Source organism: Salinimonas sediminis (genome assembly GCF_003429285.1).
Classification (GTDB): Bacteria; Pseudomonadota; Gammaproteobacteria; order Enterobacterales; family Alteromonadaceae; genus Alteromonas; species Alteromonas indica.
In genome coordinates, this window is record NZ_CP031769.1 from 2,185,870 (window position 1) to 2,206,905 (window position 21,036).

Annotated in this window: 22 protein-coding genes; 17 read left to right on the top strand and 5 right to left on the bottom strand. The window is 47.6% G+C overall.

What is annotated here, in order from left to right:
- Nucleotides 1–116 precede the first annotated feature (116 nt).
- Entirely contained in the window at nt 117–473 is a 357-nt protein-coding gene (locus D0Y50_RS09705; protein WP_108568067.1) for a hypothetical protein, read from the top strand.
- A gap of 72 nt (nt 474–545) precedes the next feature.
- Here the strand turns inward: D0Y50_RS09705 and D0Y50_RS09710 are convergent, their stop codons facing one another.
- Nucleotides 546–908, bottom strand: coding sequence for a diacylglycerol kinase (locus tag D0Y50_RS09710; RefSeq protein ID WP_108568068.1), 363 nt, complete (start codon nt 906–908; stop codon nt 546–548).
- A gap of 235 nt (nt 909–1,143) precedes the next feature.
- Nucleotides 1,144–2,781, bottom strand: coding sequence for an FMN-binding glutamate synthase family protein (locus D0Y50_RS09715; protein ID WP_117316716.1), 1,638 nt, complete (start codon nt 2,779–2,781; stop codon nt 1,144–1,146).
- A gap of 287 nt (nt 2,782–3,068) precedes the next feature.
- Here D0Y50_RS09715 and D0Y50_RS09720 point away from each other — a divergent pair, with 287 nt between their 5' ends.
- The 16 genes from D0Y50_RS09720 to rssA all read left to right on the top strand — a co-directional run bounded on the left by D0Y50_RS09720 (nt 3,069) and on the right by rssA (nt 18,865).
- Entirely contained in the window at nt 3,069–4,016 is a 948-nt protein-coding gene (locus D0Y50_RS09720; RefSeq protein WP_117316718.1) for an alpha/beta fold hydrolase, read from the top strand.
- A 129-nt stretch (nt 4,017–4,145) separates the two neighbouring features.
- On the top strand, nt 4,146–5,738 hold the full coding sequence (locus D0Y50_RS09725; RefSeq protein WP_108568071.1) for a cation:proton antiporter family protein: 1,593 nt from the start codon (nt 4,146–4,148) through the stop codon (nt 5,736–5,738).
- Between the two features lie 119 nt (nt 5,739–5,857).
- A complete protein-coding gene (gene bfr / locus D0Y50_RS09730; RefSeq protein ID WP_108568072.1) occupies nt 5,858–6,334 on the top strand; it encodes a bacterioferritin in 477 nt (158 codons plus the stop codon).
- Nucleotides 6,334–6,801, top strand: a complete 468-nt coding sequence (gene bfr, locus D0Y50_RS09735) for a bacterioferritin (RefSeq protein WP_108568073.1) — start codon at nt 6,334–6,336, stop codon at nt 6,799–6,801. The genes bfr (D0Y50_RS09730) and bfr (D0Y50_RS09735) overlap by 1 nt, the downstream gene beginning before the upstream one ends.
- A 1,258-nt stretch (nt 6,802–8,059) precedes the next feature.
- The gene (ccoN, locus tag D0Y50_RS09740; RefSeq protein ID WP_108568074.1) at nt 8,060–9,493 is read left to right on the top strand and encodes a cytochrome-c oxidase, cbb3-type subunit I; all 1,434 of its coding nucleotides are present in this window, start codon (nt 8,060–8,062) and stop codon (nt 9,491–9,493) included.
- Between the two features lie 14 nt (nt 9,494–9,507).
- On the top strand, nt 9,508–10,113 hold the full coding sequence (gene ccoO, locus D0Y50_RS09745; RefSeq protein WP_108568075.1) for a cytochrome-c oxidase, cbb3-type subunit II: 606 nt from the start codon (nt 9,508–9,510) through the stop codon (nt 10,111–10,113).
- Nucleotide 10,114: 1 nt separating this feature from the next.
- Complete coding sequence (locus tag D0Y50_RS09750) at nt 10,115–10,288, top strand: cbb3-type cytochrome oxidase subunit 3 (RefSeq protein ID WP_108568076.1); 174 nt, start codon at nt 10,115–10,117, stop codon at nt 10,286–10,288.
- 4 nt (nt 10,289–10,292) lie between these two features.
- Nucleotides 10,293–11,252 (top strand): cytochrome-c oxidase, cbb3-type subunit III, encoded by a 960-nt coding sequence (gene ccoP, locus D0Y50_RS09755; RefSeq protein ID WP_108568077.1) that lies wholly within the window; start codon nt 10,293–10,295, stop codon nt 11,250–11,252.
- A 93-nt stretch (nt 11,253–11,345) separates the two neighbouring features.
- Complete coding sequence (locus D0Y50_RS09760) at nt 11,346–11,825, top strand: FixH family protein (protein ID WP_108568078.1); 480 nt, start codon at nt 11,346–11,348, stop codon at nt 11,823–11,825.
- 35 nt (nt 11,826–11,860) lie between these two features.
- Nucleotides 11,861–14,290 (top strand): heavy metal translocating P-type ATPase, encoded by a 2,430-nt coding sequence (locus D0Y50_RS09765; protein WP_117316720.1) that lies wholly within the window; start codon nt 11,861–11,863, stop codon nt 14,288–14,290.
- Complete coding sequence (ccoS, locus tag D0Y50_RS09770; RefSeq protein WP_117316722.1) at nt 14,287–14,484, top strand: cbb3-type cytochrome oxidase assembly protein CcoS; 198 nt, start codon at nt 14,287–14,289, stop codon at nt 14,482–14,484. Before D0Y50_RS09765 ends, ccoS begins: the two co-directional genes overlap by 4 nt.
- Complete coding sequence (locus D0Y50_RS09775; RefSeq protein ID WP_117316724.1) at nt 14,471–15,157, top strand: sulfite exporter TauE/SafE family protein; 687 nt, start codon at nt 14,471–14,473, stop codon at nt 15,155–15,157. The genes ccoS and D0Y50_RS09775 overlap by 14 nt, the downstream gene beginning before the upstream one ends.
- 31 nt (nt 15,158–15,188) lie before the next feature.
- On the top strand, nt 15,189–15,923 hold the full coding sequence (gene fnr, locus D0Y50_RS09780; RefSeq protein ID WP_117316727.1) for a fumarate/nitrate reduction transcriptional regulator Fnr: 735 nt from the start codon (nt 15,189–15,191) through the stop codon (nt 15,921–15,923).
- A gap of 80 nt (nt 15,924–16,003) precedes the next feature.
- A complete protein-coding gene (gene uspE, locus D0Y50_RS09785) occupies nt 16,004–16,924 on the top strand; it encodes a universal stress protein UspE (RefSeq protein WP_117316729.1) in 921 nt (306 codons plus the stop codon).
- Between the two features lie 95 nt (nt 16,925–17,019).
- A complete protein-coding gene (gene ttcA / locus D0Y50_RS09790; protein ID WP_108568105.1) occupies nt 17,020–17,964 on the top strand; it encodes a tRNA 2-thiocytidine(32) synthetase TtcA in 945 nt (314 codons plus the stop codon).
- A gap of 4 nt (nt 17,965–17,968) precedes the next feature.
- Nucleotides 17,969–18,865 (top strand): patatin-like phospholipase RssA, encoded by an 897-nt coding sequence (gene rssA, locus D0Y50_RS09795; RefSeq protein ID WP_108568084.1) that lies wholly within the window; start codon nt 17,969–17,971, stop codon nt 18,863–18,865.
- Here the strand turns inward: rssA and D0Y50_RS09800 are convergent.
- From D0Y50_RS09800 to D0Y50_RS09810, 3 genes are read right to left on the bottom strand one after another with little or no spacing between them, the layout of a single operon-like run.
- Nucleotides 18,862–19,512: a DUF2987 domain-containing protein gene (locus D0Y50_RS09800; protein ID WP_108568085.1), complete on the bottom strand. Its 651-nt coding sequence runs from the start codon at nt 19,510–19,512 to the stop codon at nt 18,862–18,864. The two genes, rssA and D0Y50_RS09800, sit on opposite strands and share 4 nt — an antisense overlap.
- Entirely contained in the window at nt 19,509–20,300 is a 792-nt protein-coding gene (locus D0Y50_RS09805) for a glucosaminidase domain-containing protein (RefSeq protein WP_108568086.1), read from the bottom strand. Before D0Y50_RS09805 ends, D0Y50_RS09800 begins: the two co-directional genes overlap by 4 nt.
- Nucleotides 20,293–21,033, bottom strand: coding sequence for a stress protein (locus D0Y50_RS09810; protein ID WP_108568087.1), 741 nt, complete (start codon nt 21,031–21,033; stop codon nt 20,293–20,295). Before D0Y50_RS09810 ends, D0Y50_RS09805 begins: the two co-directional genes overlap by 8 nt.
- Nucleotides 21,034–21,036 lie beyond the last annotated feature (3 nt).

Genomic DNA, 21,036 nt, shown 5'->3' on the forward strand with positions numbered 1-21,036 from the left:
CGAAGTAAGAAAATCCCGTCTGGGGAACGCCTAGCGTGAATGTTGCAAGGCTACGTGCAAACTATTTAGGTAGTGCGCTCGTACCAACTAAGCAAATAAACATTAAGGAGTTCTATATGGCTTATGAGATTAACGAAACCCATGCAAAAACGCTCATTGAGGTCATTGCTCAGTCTTCGCACTGGAAGCTGCACCCTGAAAAGCGTAAGCCCTTTGCCAGTACTGAAGAAGCATTTGCCTATGTAGAAACACATAATGAACCATTATGTATTCGGGTGCCGGTAGCATCTTCCGATGAACATCTCACAGTGAAGGTCACATCAAGCGATGACGATATGGTATTTACCAATGTTAGCTTCGATAACCCCATAGAGAAAAAAATCCATGGCTCACATCTGAAGCTAATTGAAAGTACCGTGACAGAAATGCTCAATGAACGCCTGCCCGAAGGCCAAAAAGTAGCCTCTTTCTAGCCCACAACCCAAACACAAAATAGGCAACGGGTAACGTTATTCTATCCCGTTGCCCGTTAATCCAGTAAAGCGCTAAATTCTAAGCAAAACCGCGCCCCATACTACCGCCACCAGCAACAGGCTGATAAACACTGCCGCCGATCCAATATCTTTCGCTTTCGCTATTAATGTATGCATTTCCAGGCTAACCCGGTCGGCTAAGGCCTCGATGGCAGAGTTAAGTAGTTCAGCGATAAAAACGATGAATAAACTGGTGATCATCAGTAGCTTTTCCGCTAGTGAAACATCCAGATAACAGGCAAGGGGGATCAAAATTGCGATAGCGGCCAGTTCCTGACGTATCGCAGGTTCGCTAACAAAGGCGGCCTTCAGGCCTTTTAAAGAATATAGTGTGGCAAAGTAAAGACGCGCAAAGCCGGGGGTTTTTGTTCTCATGATCTACAGCGCTATCAAGGGTAACCTGCACACCTCTACACCCCAAAACGCCCAAACGGTCTGTCTATATAATGGCTGGTAAATATGCCCAGCAAAGACAATATAAAACCTTTTGGCACGCCCTTCATTAATGCAAAGGCCCTGCATGGTTACTTATTGTTGTTATTATGCGCCCATCATGCAGGAAAATCGCGTAAAGCGCTACAGTTTATAGCGGGCTTATTCTGCTAAAAGCTTAATCATTTTTCACAGTTTTTGTCTCTTCGGCAATTTTTGCCAGATGACTTGCTGGCATAAAGCTATCTACACTGGCTTCCATTACATGTAGGTGCAGCGCTTCGGGCACTTTACCCTCAAGCAGGCTACCCCGCTTAACTAGCGGGAATATTTCATCATAGCGCTTTACTTCATGCTGATTAATCCGTCTGAAAATATGCGTCCGGTTCAGGTCCCGGGTAGAGCTATGACCCGTGGAGGATAATATATCCATTAAAGATTGAATCGTTTTATTATGGAAACTCGCCACTCTGATGGCTTTATCAGCCGGGTCCAGACCTTTGGCAAGTTTAGGATCCTGGGTAGCGACGCCCGTAGGACAACGGTTGGTGTTACAGGTTAGCGATTGCACACATCCTAAGGCCAACATCATCCCCCTGGCGCTATTGCACAAATCTGCGCCCAAACTCAGGTTTTGCACAATATGAAACGCGGTAAATATTTTGCCCGCCGCAATAATCTTAATATGCTTTCGTAAATCAAATCCTACTAGTACATCATCTACAAAGGCGAGTGCTTCGCGCAACGGAAAACCAATTGAGTTGGAATACTCCAGTGGTGCTGCCCCTGTGCCGCCTTCCCCGCCGTCAACGGTAATAAAATCGGGCATAACCCCAGTTTGATGCATGGCTTTACACACCGCAATAAATTCACTCTTTCTGCCCAACGCTAATTTGATACCTATTGGCTTGCCGCCACTTAGCTCTCTTAACTGGGTAATAAAGTCCATCATTTCCAGCGGCGTTGAAAACGCGGTATGCCGGGGGGGAGAGTCGACCGTAGTATGGGGTTGAACGCCGCGTATATCAGCAATCTCCGGGGTATTCTTATCTGCGGGCAAGATGCCACCGTGCCCCGGTTTGGCACCTTGGGACAACTTTATTTCAATCATCTTGACATTGTTATGACGAGCTTTTTCCTCAAATTCCAACGCGTTAAAGGTGCCATCTTTGTTACGACAGCCAAAATAGCCTGTACCAATTTGCCAAACAATATCCCCGCCTTCTTTTAAATGGTATGGCGTCAACCCACCTTCACCGGTGTTATGCGAAAACTTACCTCTTGCGGCGCCCTTATTTAACGCTTTAATTGCATTCGCGCTCAAGCTACCAAAACTCATCGCCGAGATATTTAACAGGCTGGCACTATAAGGTTGTTCACAGGCTGGCCCGCCGATAGTGACACGGGGATCATCTTCCATCTCTTTAACTTCCATGGCCGACAGAGAATGACCTATCCATTCATAACCACTAGCGTAGGTATTCATTTGGGTGCCGTACGGCAAGGTATCCAGGGCATCTTTAGCACGCTGGTAAACTATTGACCGAAACATTCTACTGATAGGACGCCCTTCTGTTTCGCTTTCCAGAATGTATTGCTGTACATAGGGGCGCAAATGTTCCGCACTCCAGCGTATCCGGCCCACCAATGGATAGTTGCGTAAAATGGAGTGTTGCTTTTGGCCCGCGTCAATCAGGGTAAATATCAGCATGGTGCCGGTTAACAATAAAAACCAGAATGCTGGTAGCCATACCAGCCCTGCCAAAATATTCAGCCCGACTAACAGAACGACAGTTCCAATGATGGTTCTTCTCATAATTGCTCCTTGTGTACGTCATTCCAATATGCGGTGGACCCAAGGGAAGATCACCGTGCATAGGAGTGCGCAAGGTTAATGGTATGTTATATATAAAGGCTTTAGGTTAAATACTTCGCCCCTGATACAATTAATCACAGAAAGCGCCTTTCATCGCTGTGGGCCATATGGTAAAAAGAATTGACACCCGTGTATTGACGACCCTTTTCGATATAAATCAAATTTTTAGTCGTTCAATACTTCCTTTTTCGCGATGAAAGCATTTTCTTGGAGCCAGCTAACTCATTATGTGGATTCTGCTCACCTTTATTGCGCTTTTACTTTTTCTTTATTGGTATACCTATCCCCGTCTTGGTGAAGTACTCCTAAATGCTTACCAGCAGCGCGCCTTACAGCAAGCCTCGCTGGTTCGCCGGCGTTACGCCATCAACGGCATCAGTTTGAGTGTGCTGGAGACGGAGGGCGCCCGCGACAAAAGTAAACCTTTACTCATGTTAGTTCATGGTTTTACCGGCGATAATACTGTGTGGTTACCATTAGCCGCCTTGTTCAAAGATGAATATCATATTGTCATTCCCGATTTACCTGGCCATGGGCAAACCGGCTTTTCATCAGAATGGCACTATGGCATCGACGATTATGCGAACATTCTAAATGCGCTTATTTGGCGGCTGGGCTATCAAAAAGCAACGATTGTGGGTAACTCCATGGGCGGCTATATCAGCGCCTGGATGGCGCGACACCGTTCGACCGCGGTGGCATCGTCTATTTTGTTGTGTCCCGCTGGCCTGCCAGCGAATAAAAAAAGTCGGCTAGATACTATGCTGGACAAAGGACAAAACCCGTTTTTTATCACCCGCCGACGGGGCTATTATCGGTTATTGGCTATGTCAATGGCCTCGGGCCCCTACATCCCCAAGGTTGTTAAAGATGTATTGGCGGACCAGCATATACAACGGGTGGATGAGTATCAGCGCGTCTTCGCTGATTTTGTTGATACCGGTTATATGAACGCAGAAGAGTTAGCCAAAACCCGTGTACCCACGTTGATTATCTGGGGCGGTAAAGATGGTTTGCTAGATGTGTCAGCCCTGGACAACTGGACTAGTGCAATGGAATGCGATTATGAAATATTTCATGATACAGGGCATATGCCTATGTTAGAAGCGCCCGGCAGAACTTACCAGCGGATACAAAACTTTATTCAGCGCCAGCGCATGGCTCAGGCCGCGTAAATAGCACCGCTATTATCAGTGTATAAAAATGTCTATTTGATAGCTTCAGATAGATACGTACTTTTTTACTCGCCTGCCGCGATAAACACGCGGTAAAGGCGAAACGTTTGTTATGGATGTGTACTACCCATGGAATATGTATTTCTTCTTTTTGCGTTTATGTGCGGGTTGGGTGTCAAGCTAGTAGGCATTCCGCCAATGGTTGGATATTTAGCGGCTGGCTTTATCCTAAATGCGATGGGTTATGGCATGAACGACAACTTACAGGAAATAGCCAACCTGGGTATTACCATTATGTTGTTCACCATTGGCTTAAAACTGAATGTAAAAGATTTAAGTAAACGAGAAGTTTGGCTAGGTAGTATTGCGCATACCACATTGTGGGTGGCGGTAGGCAGTGTGGTGCTCATCGCAATGGGTTTATTGCTTAGTGCGGCCACCGGCGCTATGGACTGGCAAAGCGCCGCGCTAATAGCCTTTGCATTAAGTTTTTCCAGTACTGTTTGCGTGATTAAAGTCCTTGAAGAAAGTGGCGAGAGCAAAACCCGTCATGGGCGGCTGGCAATCGGTATTCTGGTAATGCAAGATGTATTTGCTGTAGTGTTTATGGTGGCGGTTACCGGGAAATTACCGTCTGTATGGGCTCTGGGCTTGTTAGCCGTAATTCCAGCGTTGCCGGTTATCAATCGGGTCATTGACCGGTCCGGGCATGGTGAGTTACTCCCTCTCACCGGTTTTGTTCTGGCACTGGGGGGCTACCATGTGTTTGACCTGGTCAATATCAAGGGTGACCTGGGAGCCTTGCTGGTAGGCATGTTACTGGCCCGGCATACTAAAGCGGTTGAATTAGCCAAGTCATTGCTTACGTTTAAAGATTTATTCTTAATTGGTTTTTTCCTGTCCATCGGCTTAACCGCCCTGCCTGATTTGAATATGCTGATACTGGCGGGTGCAGTGTCGCTTTTGTTGCCGATAAAAGCCGCTATGTACTTTGGTTTATTTACGATGCTGCGGTTACGGGCCAGGACCAGTTATCTTACCAGCCTGGTACTCTCTAATTACAGTGAGTTCGGGCTGATTGTGGGCGCCCTGGCGGTAAGCCTGGGTATGTTGCAGGAACAATGGCTGGTAGTACTGGCACTGGCGGTCTCTATCTCGTTTGTTATCACCAGCTTGTTATACCGTAACTCCCATGGCCGTTATGTTCGTATTAAGTCGGCTATTACCCCCTATGAGCGGGATAAACGCTTGCCTGAGGATATTTACCCCAGTATCGATAATGCCGAATTCCTGGTAATTGGCATGGGCCGGGTTGGGCTGGGGGCGTACCGTTCGCTGAGCAAACTGGTGGATAGCCGGGTAATAGGCATGGATGCTGATCGCCAGAAAACAAAACGCCTGCGCGAAGAGGGGTTAAACATTATTTGCGGCGATGGCGAAGACATTGATCTGTGGGATAACCTGAATATCACCAATGCCCGTTTGGTCTTGCTGGCCCTGCCTTCAATTGAAGATGCCATCAACATAACCCGCCAGTTAAAGTTTGCGGGTTACACTGGCAAAGTCGCCGCGATTGCCCGGTACGAAGATGAAGTGAACGAGCTATTAGCCCACGGTGTAGATAAAGTTTTTAACTTCTTTACCGAAGCCGGTTTAGGCTTTGCTGAAGAGAGTTTGGCCTATGTTCATGCAAATCAAGATGTTATCGTGCCAGCTAAATAGAAATAAAGGTTGTATTGATAACCATTATTGTTAGTATGTTCTTGTTTTATAAACATATTTTGACATGTCGGCCGATTCGTTTTATACTCTGTGCCATCAAATATTAAGAGGATCTGCACATGCAAGGCGATAGAAAAGTGTTAGCCATGCTCAATGACGTGCTGACAAGTGAACTGACATCCATTAACCAGTATTTTTTACATGCCCGCATGTTTAAAAACTGGGGTTTTCACGTGTTGAATGAAAAAAATTATAAAAAATCTATCAAAGATATGAAGCAGGCGGATGAACTGATAGAACGCATTTTGTTTCTTGAAGGTCTGCCTAATTTGCAGGCGCTGGGTAAGCTCTATATTGGCGAAGAACCCGCAGAAATGATTGGTTGCGATACCCAATTTCAGTTAGCGCAAATTCCACTATTAAAGCAAGCCATTGCACTGTGTGAAGAAAAACAAGATTACGTTAGCCGGGACATGTTGGAAGATCTCCTCGCTTACGAAGAAGACCATCTTGACTGGTTGGAAACCCAGGAATACCAGATTGGTGTAATGGGGCTTGAAAATTACCTGCAAGCGCAAGTAAAAGGAGACGACTAATGAAAGGCAATACAAATATTATTGCAGGCCTTAACGAATTGCTTGCATACGAACTAGCCGCGATGGACCAGTATTTTATCCATTCTCAGATGTATCAGGACTGGGGCTTAAACAAGCTGTTTGAACGTATTGATCATGAATTTGATGACGAGCGCGGCCACGCCACTAAGTTGATTGAACGTATGCTGTTTTTAGAAGGCACGCCCGACATGCAAACCCGCACAGGTTTTCAGGTCGGTGAAGATGTACCTTCTATGTTAGAAAGCGATCTTCGGGTTGAATACGAAGTAGATGCAAAGCTACGTGAAGTTATTGCTTTGTGTGAGACTGAAAACGACTATGTCACCCGCGATATGCTGATAGAGCTGCTTGACGATACCGAAATGGATCACGCCCATTGGTTAGAGCAACAGTTACGACTGATTAAAATGCTGGGTCTGTCTAATTATCTGCAATCACAGATGTAATGTCCTCCCCCAGAGGTTGCTCGTATACATAGCAGCCTCTGGCATTTTTTGTCCACAGACAAAAAGTTATGCCCACGCTTTCTGCCTATTGCCTGCATCATTACTGCTGTAAAACGCTTGTTGCCCCCTAACCTTTATCTCTGGCGATGGGATAACCGCCCAACTCACGGTGCGCCTTCGTTATATTTCTTTATCTGGTACGGTGTCGCAAAAAATCATATGCCCTGTGGCATATTCACATCTTGTTAGCCCTACAGGGTTGCACTATAGCGCTACACAATAAGATGAGCATATAGACGAAAAAACATGCATTGTCTCGTCATAGCAGGTGAGTTTTTATAATGTTGAACAAATATGATATGCCGACGTGATATCTGAGAATGAATAGTTGCCCGCATTGCGAACAACAGGCTTTGGCGTACACAACAAAACGGGCGTCGGGCGGCCCCGGCATCGTCGCCTATCGCCACTGGGCTCTCCACTTCACCCAACACCCTGTCTGAACGGCTTAGTTCGCCATCGTACAACAAGCAGGAATGCTGTCGGGCAAGACTATGTCCCGCTATGCTTACGTTTAGCCATAGTATCGCCCACCAAAGTAAGCACCTTTTTCTTCTTACCTTATGCTATAGCTAGGACCAGTGCATGGCGTTAGTTGATAGACCCTTCTGGCGTAATTTATGACGCAATCTTTATCATTTTTCTTGAAACTCATTGTAGCAAAGGCCTGTTGCAAGATGAGTTACTGAAATCCTACCTGGGAAAGCGTTAAGGCTAAATTTTACCTAGTTTACCGCGACACGGGGAAAGCCCGTTTGAGCATCGCGCCCGTGTGATTGGCCAACATTTGTGTCCGGTTCTTCTAGTTGGCTTGTCTTATGTGCTTATTTTAACGCCTGCTATTAATGGTTTTTTGTGTTGAGGCTTCTTGCGGGCGCTCCACTCACAGGCTCGTTCCAGAAATGTCTTTGGTGTATTCATCTAGAATACGTCGGGGGCTGGCGTAAAAGGCGACGATATATAGCTAATTAAATTAACAATTACCCAGCGAAATCTGACAATTTAATGTAAACTTCACGTAAACCAACCGGTTCAAATGGTTAACTATCGTCGGGTTTATTGACCTGCATCAAACCGGTTAACTTTGTGGTATCTTTTTGTATACAGACACATTAATATCCGCATAACTGTTGATTCGTTTAAAACGTATACAACCGGTGCCCCTTGCACCAGTAACCAGAAGTGGAAGAGCCAGTAAATGAGTGAAATCAGCCAGGAAAAGCCTGTCTACAATTATAAGGTTGTACGACAGTTTACGATAATGACAATTGTCTGGGGAATTGTAGGTATGGGACTGGGGGCATTTATTGCAGCTCAGCTTTTTGCCCCGGTTCTTAATTTCGACTTACCCTGGTTAACTTTTTCCCGCTTACGTCCTTTACATACCAATGCAGTAATCTTTGCCTTTGGTGGGTGTGCGTTGTTCGCGACTTCCTATTATGTGGTTCAGCGTACCTCTCAGGTCCGACTGTTCAGCGATAAGCTGGCCGCCTTCACCTTCTGGGGTTGGCAAGCGGTTATAGTGTGCGCCATCATTACCCTCCCCTTGGGTATGACATCCACCAAAGAATACGCTGAACTCGAGTGGCCCATTGATATTCTTATCGCCTTGGTGTGGATTGCCTACTGTATTAATTTTTTCGGTACCATGGTTATCCGCAAGGTCAGCCATATTTATGTTGCTAACTGGTTTTTCGGTGCCTTTATGCTTACCGTTTTGGTACTGCACATCGGTAACAGCATGGCTATCCCGGTATCATTTACCAAATCTTATTCGCTTTATGCCGGTTCGGTCGATGCCATGATGCAGTGGTGGTACGGGCATAACGCGGTAGGCTTTTTCCTTACTGCCGGCTTCCTGGGCATGATGTACTATTTTGTGCCAAAACAAGCAGGCCGCCCGGTATATTCTTATCGCTTATCTATCGTGCATTTTTGGGCGCTGATTTCGCTTTATATTTGGGCTGGCCCCCACCACTTGCACTACACTGCGCTGCCCGACTGGACCCAGTCTTTAGGTATGGTGATGTCGATTATTCTGTTTGTTCCCTCCTGGGGCGGCATGATTAACGGCATCATGACCTTATCCGGGGCCTGGCATAAATTACGAACTGACCCGGTCCTGCGGTTCCTGGTGGTATCGTTAACTTTCTATGGTATGTCTACGTTTGAAGGGCCAATGATGGCCATTAAAACAGTCAATGCATTATCGCACTATACCGACTGGACCATTGGCCATGTGCACTCAGGTGCGCTTGGCTGGGTGGCCATGATTTCTATTGGTTCGGTCTATCATCTGGTACCCATTTTGTTTAATCAACGGTCGATGTACAGTGTACGGTTGGTTAACGTGCACTTCTGGCTGGCTACTGTAGGTGTCGTTTTGTACATTGTGGCGATGTGGTTCTCTGGTGTTTTACAGGGCTTAATGTGGCGAGCTGTGAACGCCGATGGCACCTTAACGTACAGCTTTGTAGAATCGCTTGAAGCTTCTAAACCCTTCTATGTAGTGCGCTTTATTGGTGGATGTTTTGTGGTAGCTGGCATGCTGGTGATGGCCTATAACACGTGGAAAACTGTTCGGGCCCCTCGTGGCAGTATTGCACAGGACTTGGCTACCCAGCCAGCATAAACAGGAGTCGTAGCGTGAAAAATCCACATGAGTTAATTGAAAAAAACGTCGGCTTGTTAACCGTTTTAATTTTGTTCGCGATTAGCCTGGGCGCCTTGGTACAAATTACCCCCCTTATGTTTCAGCAACAGACCATGGAACCGGTTGAGGGATTGCGGCCCTACACCGCCCTGGAACTGGAAGGCCGGGATATCTATATTCGTGAAGGCTGCGTAGGCTGCCATTCGCAAATGATCAGACCCTTTCGTGCCGAAACCGAACGCTATGGTCACTATAGCGTGGCGGGGGAATCGGTATGGGAACATCCTTTCTTATGGGGCTCTAAGCGTACCGGTCCTGACTTGGCGCGCGTAGGTCAACGCTATAGCGATGCATGGCATTTAGCCCATTTGCGTAACCCACGCGATGTTGTACCTGAATCCAACATGCCGGGTTTCCCCTGGTTACTGGAAAATACTCTCAGCGGTGAGTTAACGGCCAAAAAAATGGAGGTCTTCCGGGGTTTTGGCGTGCCATATACCGATGAGGATATTGCCGGAGCACAGCAGGCCGTAGTGGGCAAAACCGAAATGGAAGCCCTCATTGCGTACCTGCAATCACTAGGAACACATTTGAAATAGTATGGACCAGGGAATAATAGGCAGTATTTTTACAGTTGTGGTTTTTGTCTGTTTTTTTGGTGTGGTGTGGTGGGCCTTTAGCAGTCGCAACAAGAAAGACTTCGACGAAGCAGCAAACTTACCCTTTGCCGACGAAAACCAACCAAAATCAGAAAAAGAAAAGCGGGAGTCGTGAGCTCATGAGCATGTTTTGGACAATCTGGATCTCGGTGATCACACTGGGTACCATTATTGGGTGCTTCTTGTTATTGCGCTGGTGTTTAACCAACTTTGCCGGCGTAAAGGAAGGCGAAAGCATGGGCCACAGTTTCGACGGCATAGAAGAAGTCAACAATCCTCTGCCCAAATGGTGGACCATACTGTTTTATGTGACTATTGTGTTTGGGCTTATTTATCTGGTGCTCTACCCGGGTTTGGGCAGCTACAAAGGCTTATGGGGCTGGCAAAGTTCCAACCAGAATATCCAATCGCTGGCCGAATCAGAACAAGCCACTCAACAGGCAATGGAAGACGGCCGTTATGTAGAATATGACCGAGAGTTGGCTAAAGCGGCCGCACGTTTTGATCCGATTTTCGAAGCCTTCGCGCAAACCCCGGTCGAGCAATTGGCCGGCAACCCTGAGGCAGTAAAAATTGGTCGCCGTTTGTTTTTACAAAATTGCTCACAGTGTCATGGCTCCGATGCGCGCGGGCAAAATGGCGGTTTTCCTAACTTGACCGATGATGACTGGTTATACGGGGGGAGCGGCGCTAAAATTACCGAAACATTACTTAATGGCCGGCAAGCTGCCATGCCAGCCTGGCGCGACGCCATGGGCGAACAAGGCATTCAGGAAACGGTGGCCTATGTTCTTAGTTTAAGCGGACGTAAAGTAGATCAAAGCCTGGCCAATAGCGGAAAGGCAAGATTTGCGGTATGTGCTGCCTGCCATGGGGCGGATGGTAAAGGCAATCAGGCCCTTGGCGCACCTAATTTAACTGATAACATCTGGTTATACGGTGGCAGCGAGCGCGCGGTAACCGAAACGCTCAACTATGGCCGTAACGGGGTGATGCCTGCTTTTAAAGATACCCTCGGTGAAGATAAGATTCACGTCGTAGCCGCTTATGTTTATAGCCTGTCTCACCAGCCCAAATAATATCTTATGACCCCGCCGTCGGCGGGGTGTTGTCTATTGCCAATGCAGAGCGGTTGGTGTTTTTTTTTCGTATTCGCTGGTTAACTTACTGCTATGTATATCCCCTGGTACAAACAATTCTGGCCCTGGTTTTTTATTCTGGTCCCCGTTATCACACTGATGATGGGCGGACTCATGCTTTATCTGGCAATTAATACCCAGGACTCTCTGGTTGTGGATGATTATTACAAGGAAGGCCGTACCATCAACGCCTCGTTAGCTCGAGAGCAGGAAGCGAAGGTGAGAAACATACGCACCACTTTGACCTTTCAGGAGGGCGCGGTCGCCTTACGCTTTGATTCGGGCGCGCCGACCCATGGCGAAGCAGTAAAACTTACGCTTTATCATACCACTCTTGCCGAACGCGACATTTCCCTTTTGCTAACCCGAGATGCTAATGGTGTGTACCGTGGGTATACGCAAATGGCAGTCAACGGCAAATGGCGTATTACTGTTGAACCCGTGGATTTGAGCTGGAAGCTACAAAAAACCGTGTTTTTGCCGTCAGCCAAACCTGTATCGGTCACGCCTTGATATGATCCCACCAGCTAAGCTTTGCTGCTATCGCTATGACAGGTAATGTATGTTTTCACTGCCACTTACCCCTGCCTGACGCGGAGCACTTTTATGCGCAGGTACTGGGGCAGCGCCAGGCTTTTTGTTGTCCTGGATGCCAAGCCGTGGCTGAGGCTATTGTACAAAACGGCTTAGAAGATTATTACCGGTTTCGGACCGAGGCGGCGCCCCAGGCAAAAAGTGCCGCTTTAATCCCGGATGAACTCACCCTATTTGATGATGCAGAGTTACAACAGGATTTTGTCCAACAGGATGACGAAACCTGTGAAACTACACTCACGATTGAGGGAATTAGCTGCGCCGCCTGTGGCTGGCTAATTGAAAGACAACTTGCAAAGATTGCCGGTATCCGACAAGTTGCGGTAAATGTCGCTCAACGCCGTGCACTGATACGCTGGCAGTCTGATCAAACCAAGCTCAGTACTATTTTAAGCCGGCTTCGTCACATAGGATATAACGGCTTCCCTTTTCAGCCCGACAAGCATGAAGCATCCTATCAAAACGAACAGCAGGGCTTTATGAAAAAGCTGGGGCTGGCAGGCATTATGACAATGCAGGTAATGATGTTGATGGCCGCGCATTACTTTGATTGGCTGGGCGAAATGAGCTCGTTTATGCAGCAATATTTCAACTGGATTGCTTTGCTGCTAACTACACCGGTAGTTATCTATTCTGGTGCTGGTTTTTATGCCAGCGCTTACCGCGCATTGCGTGCCGGCAGCGTGAATATGGATGTCCCGATAACCATCGCGGTGTTCCTGACCTATGGCAGCGGCTTTGCCGCCACCTGGCAACAATCCGGTCAGGTATATTTTGAGTCCATATGCATGTTCATTTTTCTGCTGCTTTTAAGCCGCTTTATCGAACATAAAAGCCGCTATCAGGCCATGCAGATATCAGCCAATATGCTCAAATATATCCCCATGTCAGCGTTAATAGTTAAAGACGGCGCCACTCATCCCGCGCTGGCCCGTAAACTGCTACCCGGGGATACCATTATAGTGAAGGCAGGTGAGTTGATTCCGGTAGACGGTGTGGTGTGCCAAGGCTCCTCCAAGGTAGACGAAGCTATGTTAACTGGCGAACCCACCGCGGTAACCAAAGTACCTGGTGACAAGGTGCATGGTGGTACGCTGAATCGTTCCCAGGTGCTTACGATAGAAGTGCAAGCCAGTTTGGCCCACTCCTTAATTAGTCAGATTATTCATTTACAGCAACAAGCGGTAGCTAATCGCCCGACGGCAGCAAAGTTAGCCGACCAACTGGCCAGCTATTTTGTCCTGGCCGTATTGCTGATTGCCAGCCTGACATATGCCTATTGGTATGTCATGGGCAACCCACAGGCCCTGTGGATCACCATTGCCGTGTTAGTAGCCACCTGCCCCTGCGCTCTGGGGTTAGCAACCCCCACCGCATTAACCAGTGCAGTAGCCTGGTTGAATCGACAAGGGGTGCTAATCAAACGTACCGATGTACTGGAAACTATCGAAAAGGTCACTACAGTGGCATTTGATAAAACCGGAACATTGACCCAGGGCGATTTCTCAATCCACGCCCAGTGGTACGCGAACGAGGCAGACAAAGCCACTGTATTGGCTATTGCAGGCGCGATAGAAGCACACTCTGAACATCCTCTTGCAGCTGTCTTTGCTCGGTATAGGCAGGGCTCGGTTTTGCTCAGCTTACCGCATGATGTCACTATCCATGCCGGCTTGGGTATCAGCGCATGCTATAACCGCCAACACTATAAAATTGGCTCGCCAGCGTTTATGTTAGCTCAGGATACTGAAGATACCAGTTGCCCGGTATTACCGTCGCTACCTTTTACCGCCAACGTAATGCTGGCATGTAACGGCAAACTTATTGCCGCCTGGCAGATTAGCGATAGTATTAAAGCCGGGGTGGACAGCGTACTGGCCCGGCTAACCCAGCAGCACAAGACAAAAACCACTGCAATTCTAAGTGGTGACAGCCAGTACAACGTGGATTTAGTAGCCCGACAACTGAATATCCAACACCCCATTGCTGCACTCACGCCCGCGGCGAAACTTGATTATGTAATGCAACTCCAGGCGCGCGGTGAGATTGTTATGATGCTAGGTGATGGTATCAACGATGCCCCCGTACTGAGCCAGGCTGACGTCGCGGTGGCGGTTGGCTCGGGTACCGACATTGCTAAAGCCAGTGCTGATATTATTTTTTTAAACGACAGTTTGCATGCCCTACCCGGACTTTTCACAGTGAGCGCCCGTACCCGGCAGATTATTCGACAAAATTTTGCCTGGGCGTTGGGTTACAACGTGTGTATTTTACCGCTCGCCGTAAGCGGTATACTACATCCCTGGATGGCGGTTGTAGGAATGTCACTAAGTAGTATTATTGTGGTTATTAATTCAACGCGTTTGATAAGGTTCACCGCATGAGTATTATTTATGTACTCATTCCACTGGCGGTCATTATTGTTGGTATTGCGGTGGCTGTCTTCTTCTGGGCAGTGCGCAGTAAACAGTTTGACGATTTAGATAGGCAGGGTTATAGCATTCTGTTTGACGATGATCTGCCGCCGGAAGAAAAAAAACTGGCTGACGAACGTAAGCGTCTTAATGATCGCGATTAGCCTTACCGGGGCGCTGTTAATTGGTCTTGCTGGCGGCGTTCACTGCATAGGCATGTGTTCTGGCATCGCTGGAGCACTACGTTTTGCCAGCCCGGCACATACCAGCCACTGGCCTTACACCCTAAGTTACAATGTTGGTCGGCTTAGCAGCTATACCCTGGCAGGTGTATTGGCTGGCGCGTTGGGGCAGTCGTTCATCCACCTTTTACCGGCCGCCCTTCCTGTGCTGGCAATAATCAGCGCCCTCCTATTATTAGCGATGGCAGCGTATCTTGGGCAGTGGTGGCTGGGCCTGCGCCAACTAGAAAAAGCGGGCGGCCGGGTGTGGCGAAAAATACAACCTTGGTCAGCTAAATTTATTCCTTTTCGGCATCCTGCCGCCGCTATCCCCTATGGTATGGTTTGGGGCTGGCTTCCCTGCGGCCTGGTGTATTCCACACTTAGTTTCGCCCTGGCCAGTGCAGATGCTATCGACGGCGGGCTTATTATGCTGTGCTTTGGGCTTGGTACATTACCCGCCCTGTTTGCGGCCAGTTCAGGGGCCCATTGGCTAGCCGGTGCGTTACGCCACCCGAAGGCGCGCCAATTGGTAGCTGTTTTACTGCTCGTATATGCGCTATTCTTAATTATCAGGGTTATTGAGCCCCAGCCCGGGCATATGATGCATTTTTAAACGGGCGGTTAGGCATTAAAAAGGATGGCATATGGCCGATGTATCGGAGTTTTCTATTCACTGTCAAAACTGTAGCTTTAGTCACCTGTGCCTGCCCGTGGCTTTGAACAAAACAGAAATTGCTTCTCTTGATACCATTGTGGAGCGGAAGAAGCCGTTACAAAAAGGCGCAATGCTGGTACAGCTTAATGACCACTTTAGTGCGCTATATGCGGTGCGCTCGGGTTCTTTCAAATCGTTCATAACCAATCAAGAAGGTGATGAACAAATTATAGGGTTTCATTTCCCCGGGGATATTATCGGGTTTGATGCTCTACGCGAACAGCGACACCAGAGTTTTACCCAAGCCCTGGAAACCGCTATGGTGTGCGAGCTGCCTTACGATATGCTCGATGCCATGTCCCAATCTTTACCCACATTACGCCGGCAAATTCTCAGCTTTATGAGTGCTGAAATTAAGCAGGATCACGATATGATGATGCTACTTAACCGGCGCACTGCGCAGGAACGACTGTTATATTTTATCGCTCAGTTATCCAGCCGCTTCGCTCAGCGCGGGTTTTCCCACCGTCAATTCCACCTCACCATGACCCGTAATGAAATTGGTAACTACCTGGGACTTACGGTAGAAACCATCAGCCGGTTGTTAACCCGTTTTCAAAAGGAAGACTTGATCGAGGTAACCGGCAAACTCATTGTCATTAAAGATTTTGACGGCATTAATAACCAGCTTAAAACCATGGAGCTGACGGTAAGTTGTCAATAATTTATTGATGTAGCGCAAAGAACTCTAAATCATCTGGTAGTAGATTTACTATTGTCTAACCCTTCAGCCGGAGCAAGGCGATGATTAACTATGATACGGTATTAGCAGTAATTGATAGTGACCTGGAAAGCCAACCTGCATTATCGCGGGCCTTGGAGCTATCAGAAAAAACCGACGCAACATTAATTGTACTGATGGTGGTATACGATTTTTCCTATGAAATGACTACGATGCTATCGGGCGCAGAACGTGAAGCTATGCGCAGCGCGGTGATTAAAGAGCGCCGCGGTTGGTTAGAAAGTGAAGTACGCCAATACTCTGATCGTCCGGTAGAGCTTATCGTAAAATGGGAAAGTCGCGCTTTTGAAGCAATCATCCGCACTGCGGTTGAGTGCAGTGCGGATATTGTGGTGAAGGCCAGTCGTAAAGCAGATGACCTGGTGTCAGTTATTTTCACTCCCACCGATTGGCATTTATTACGCAAATGCCCGATGCCGGTCCTGATGGTAAAAGAACATGCGTGGCCTCCGCAGGGCAACATTATCGCGGCGGTTAATGTAGGTACCGAAGATGCTGAACATGCCCAACTTAACGATAAGCTTACAGACATCGCTAAGGATTATGCCAACCTATTGACCGGTGCGGTGCATCTGGTGAACGCCTACCCACATGCCCCTGTCAGTATTGCTTTGGAGATTCCTGAGTTTGATACCAATGCCTACCATAAAGCAGTAAAACACCACCATCAACATGAGATGGAATTACATCGAAAAAAATACGGCATAGATGCATCCCACTGCCATGTTGAAGAGGGCTTGCCCGAGCACGTTGTGGCCAAAATGTCGCATCAATTAGATGCCGAGCTGGTCATTATCGGCACAGTAGGCCGAATAGGCATCTCGGCGGCATTCATTGGCAATACCGCCGAACAGGTTATTGATACCCTGCACTGCGATGTATTGGCGATAAAGCCGGATGGTTTTGAAACGCCGGTAACCTGATTTATCGCGATAAACTAAATCATTAACGGCTTGGGGTGACGCAAGCCGTACCTATTTTGTATAATGGCTTTTTTAAACGCCAGAACAGAATTTGTATGAAGCAGCACGCCGCACAGTCCGACCATAGTTCACAAAGCAAACAGAAATACAGTTTTAATAAATTACAGAAACGTTTGCGCAGAAATGTTGGCAAAGCCATCGCCGATTTCGGCATGATAGAAGCTAATGACAAGGTCATGGTGTGTTTATCCGGCGGCAAAGACAGTTATACCATGCTTGATATCTTGCTGTTTTTACGCGGTATTGCGCCTATCCACTTTGACATTATCGCGGTAAATCTGGATCAAAAGCAGCCCGGCTTTCCCGAGCATATTTTACCCCAGTATCTGGATGAGCTTGGGGTAGAGTATAAAATTGTGGAAGAAGACACGTATTCTATCGTTAAAGAAAAAGTACCAGAAGGTAAGACGACCTGTTCATTGTGCTCTCGACTGCGCCGGGGAATTTTATATCGCACCGCCACCGAACTTGGTGCGACAAAAATCGCCCTGGGCCATCATCGTGACGATATGCTGGAAACCTTGTTTTTAAATATGTTTCACGGTGGCAAACTTAAATCGATGCCGGCAAAGCTGGTTAGCGATAATGGTCAGCATATTGTTATTCGCCCCCTGGCCTATTGTAATGAAGCCGATATCGAAAAATATGCACAGGCGGCTGAATTTCCTATTATTCCCTGCAACTTGTGTGGCTCACAAGAGAACCTGCAACGGCAAAATATAAAACATATGCTGCAAGACTGGAACCGACGCTTTCCAGGTCGTATCGAATCTATGTTCAGGGCCATCCAGAATGTTGCGCCCTCGCATCTGCTGGACCGTAATTTACACGATTTTCAGGCTATTTCTACCACTGATGGTCCGGTAGCTGATGGCGATACAGCCTTTGACACACCTGCTTTCGACACCTTTAACGCAGCGGCCCAGGATAGTGAACAGGCTGAGGTATCGCCGGTTCAAATTGTGAATTTAACGGACTAAGCGTATGAAAATTGGCATTGCTTTGGGAGCTGGCGCCGCCCGCGGTTGGACCCACATAGGTATTATCCGTGCGCTGGAAAAATTGGGTGTTAATATAGATATTGTCGCCGGCTGTTCGATTGGCGCCTATGTTGGGGCGGCCTATGCCAGTGGCAAACTCGATGCCTTACATGAATGGTCCAGCTCCCTGACGGAGTGGCAGGTGTTTTCACTCATGGGTATCGGTTTTCGCCGCGGCGGCTTAGCCAGCGGCGAAAAGGTATTCAAAAAACTGGGGGAAGATTTTTGCGCCGCCTCTTTCGAAGAAATGCAAAAACAATTTGCTGTAGTGGCCACCGACCTGCATTCAGGGCGTGAGGTAATGTTTGCTTCGGGCCCGTTAGATACAGCAATACAAGCGTCATGTGCAATACCGGCGTTATTTAGCCCGGTCGCCTATGAGGGGCGATGGCTGGTAGATGGCGCGGTGGTTAACCCGGTGCCGGTAAACCTGTGTCGTCAGTTAGGGGCTGATTTTGTTATTGCCGTTAATCTTAACGCCGACTTCCGGCCCCAGCGCTTAGAAAAACCGGCTGAAAAGCATGAAGAAAATGAACGTAAAACAGAACACTTTTTGCAGAAAAGTTCTGGAGCGGTGCGTCAATGGTTTTCACCGGATAACGGCCCTGGTAAAGATGCGCCGCCCGGTATCCTAAGTGTCATGAGCAGCTCGTTGGAAATTCTACAGGCCAGAGTTACCCGCTCGCGGTTGGCGGGCGATCCACCCGATGTGCTGATAGAACCCAATCTCACTGATGTAGGATTACTTGAGTTTCACCGCGCCGCAGAATTGTGTAAAAAGGGCGAAGAGACCGTCGAGCGTCTGGCCGAACAGATACGCTACCAATTAGTGTTAAGTTAATCGGCCGATGCAATAGCCGTAATTCGCACAGGCGGCTCCGGCAGTATCAATGGCTTGTTTTTGTTTAGCCATTCAGTATGCAGGGCTAACATCCCACTGGTAATCGGCGGGGCGTCTTTTAACGGACGCTGCAGGTAAGGATCTGAAAACTGAAAATTAAGGCCTTTTACTGAAGGCATCATGAATGATAAAAAACTGCCCATTTCATTAAAGAAGGCTTCATATTGTCCTACCAACATAGTCAGCTCTTCCGCACTATAGTAAGACTTTAGATATTCCGAGCGAGTTTCCAGTTGTACCGACATATCACAGGGTTTGATATCGTTGTCTGTAAAGACAATGTGTACCGACGCATCTGCCAGCTGTAGGGCTTTTTCAGCCGGTAAAGTGAATCTTTGCTCTGCCGATACGTCCAGTGCAATTGTTTGCTTGTCCGTTACAATATTGGCGCTGTCTATTGCACACATATCTGCGGTATCGTGGTGGATAAAACCAAACGCAAACTGTAATGCCTGAGTATCTTCACCGGTTAATTTTTGCAAATGACTATAAAACCGATGATACTCCACATCCAGGCTGCTTGTGGCATAGGCTAACGGGCTGCTTATCCCTAAAATTCCCAATAACAGGGACGTCATCCATCTCATTGTGCAAGAAACTCCTGATTGAACCGAATCATTGCCTGCAGTTCTTCCACATAGGCGGCGCCACGCTCAGAATATTTCATCAGGCCTTCAGCCAGCGCCATGCCGGTTACCGGCATTTGGTTCATTCTTAACCGGGCCCGAATATTACGTAAATCTTTGTAAGCTTTATGGCGATTTAGATTACGCATGTAAGTGTAAGTGGCCCTGGATAAATTATCAAAGCGTGCCACTTCATGGGCTGCACCGTCGGTGCGCCGCGAAGGCACAAAGCCGCACCCCCGCCGAAAACACCATAAGCCGAAAAAATTATAGCCTTCACGGGCAAACCGGCTGGTCCCCCAGGCAGACTCATTAGCTGCCTGCACCAATACCAGCTCGACCGGTAAAATATCAACTTTCTGTAATAAGCGGTTTATTTTTTCAGGAATATCGACAGAGTCGTTGACGCCATATTCTTTTACCAGCCATGCCACCCGTTCACTGTCTTCTTCGCCCAGTGTTTCGTTACTGGTAAGTTTACGTTGAACGGTTTGAATATAGTGACGTAACGACAGCAGATATTCATTTTGCTTAGCGACTTCCGGGCGTAAATAATCAAAAAAAGCTGACTTACGATCACTCACATTCTCATAAGAGGAGAAATCCGGTACGGGCTTTGATGCTTGCTCGGTTTCCGGCACTTCCAGTATATCGGGTTCTCTGGAAGACAAAATCCATGCGTTAATGACGATAACGGCTAAAATACCTATCGTTATCAGCACTATTTTTACCGTTTCCCTTTTATGCATCAAATGTTGACTCTTTGTTATTAGTATTGGACGAAATTTCTACCGGCCCTGAGCCAAAAAGATCATTGAACAGCAACCCTACGGTAGCGTAATACAATGGCATTACCCATAACAGGGCCAGGCCGAGGGTGAACAGACACAATAAAAACAATAGTACAAAAACGCCAAATAATCCGATAAACCCAGCAATATACCGGTTAACCACTTTACACGAGAGTAACAGCGCACCGCTTATAGGAAGCTTGTTTTGCGCCACCAGCGGCAGCGTAAATATACTGGCCATAAAGACATACAGCCCAGGAATAATTAAAAAATACAATCCCAGCTGCACCAGTATAGAGATAAACAGCTGCGCCAAAGCAAGCGGTAATACCTGCGGTAGGTAGGCGAACAAATGGTTAAAAGCGGTGGGTTGTTGCGCGGCCAATGCGCTAGCTTGTAATGTCAGTCCGGTAGTAATCGGCGCCATAAGAAAAATGACAATCACATCAATAATTGCCTGATGTGATTGTGAGAGTTGCTTTAACTCTTCAATCGAAAAGCGGCTAACCAAAAGTGCCACTAATACTGCGCTAATCAACACAATAACACCGCATCCTGCCAGCAGCGTACGGTAATGCTCTTTTGTAATATTATTCGCTCTTAGCAGTATTTGTCTGACTGAAAACGTGTAGTCTCCGGCCAGAGTCTGCGCTAGTTTATCCCCTTGCGGGGGTTGGTTTGTGCTACTCACCCA

What these genes read in the sequence shown, in the direction of transcription:
- D0Y50_RS09760 (WP_108568078.1), top strand. Translation starts at nt 11,346, where the DNA reads ATGTATATCCCCTGGTACAAACAATTCTGGCCCTGGTTTTTTATTCTG.
- D0Y50_RS09805 (WP_108568086.1), bottom strand. Translation starts at nt 20,300, where the DNA reads ATGCATAAAAGGGAAACGGTAAAAATAGTGCTGATAACGATAGGTATT.
- D0Y50_RS09775 (WP_117316724.1), top strand. Translation starts at nt 14,471, where the DNA reads ATGATCGCGATTAGCCTTACCGGGGCGCTGTTAATTGGTCTTGCTGGC.
- rssA (WP_108568084.1), top strand. Translation starts at nt 17,969, where the DNA reads ATGAAAATTGGCATTGCTTTGGGAGCTGGCGCCGCCCGCGGTTGGACC.
- bfr (WP_108568072.1), top strand. Translation starts at nt 5,858, where the DNA reads ATGCAAGGCGATAGAAAAGTGTTAGCCATGCTCAATGACGTGCTGACA.
- ttcA (WP_108568105.1), top strand. Translation starts at nt 17,020, where the DNA reads ATGAAGCAGCACGCCGCACAGTCCGACCATAGTTCACAAAGCAAACAG.
- fnr (WP_117316727.1), top strand. Translation starts at nt 15,189, where the DNA reads ATGGCCGATGTATCGGAGTTTTCTATTCACTGTCAAAACTGTAGCTTT.
- D0Y50_RS09750 (WP_108568076.1), top strand. Translation starts at nt 10,115, where the DNA reads ATGGACCAGGGAATAATAGGCAGTATTTTTACAGTTGTGGTTTTTGTC.
- D0Y50_RS09725 (WP_108568071.1), top strand. Translation starts at nt 4,146, where the DNA reads ATGGAATATGTATTTCTTCTTTTTGCGTTTATGTGCGGGTTGGGTGTC.
- uspE (WP_117316729.1), top strand. Translation starts at nt 16,004, where the DNA reads ATGATTAACTATGATACGGTATTAGCAGTAATTGATAGTGACCTGGAA.
- D0Y50_RS09715 (WP_117316716.1), bottom strand. Translation starts at nt 2,781, where the DNA reads ATGAGAAGAACCATCATTGGAACTGTCGTTCTGTTAGTCGGGCTGAAT.
- D0Y50_RS09705 (WP_108568067.1), top strand. Translation starts at nt 117, where the DNA reads ATGGCTTATGAGATTAACGAAACCCATGCAAAAACGCTCATTGAGGTC.
- ccoN (WP_108568074.1), top strand. Translation starts at nt 8,060, where the DNA reads ATGAGTGAAATCAGCCAGGAAAAGCCTGTCTACAATTATAAGGTTGTA.
- ccoP (WP_108568077.1), top strand. Translation starts at nt 10,293, where the DNA reads ATGAGCATGTTTTGGACAATCTGGATCTCGGTGATCACACTGGGTACC.
- D0Y50_RS09765 (WP_117316720.1), top strand. Translation starts at nt 11,861, where the DNA reads ATGACAGGTAATGTATGTTTTCACTGCCACTTACCCCTGCCTGACGCG.
- D0Y50_RS09800 (WP_108568085.1), bottom strand. Translation starts at nt 19,512, where the DNA reads ATGAGATGGATGACGTCCCTGTTATTGGGAATTTTAGGGATAAGCAGC.
- ccoS (WP_117316722.1), top strand. Translation starts at nt 14,287, where the DNA reads ATGAGTATTATTTATGTACTCATTCCACTGGCGGTCATTATTGTTGGT.
- D0Y50_RS09710 (WP_108568068.1), bottom strand. Translation starts at nt 908, where the DNA reads ATGAGAACAAAAACCCCCGGCTTTGCGCGTCTTTACTTTGCCACACTA.
- D0Y50_RS09720 (WP_117316718.1), top strand. Translation starts at nt 3,069, where the DNA reads ATGTGGATTCTGCTCACCTTTATTGCGCTTTTACTTTTTCTTTATTGG.
- bfr (WP_108568073.1), top strand. Translation starts at nt 6,334, where the DNA reads ATGAAAGGCAATACAAATATTATTGCAGGCCTTAACGAATTGCTTGCA.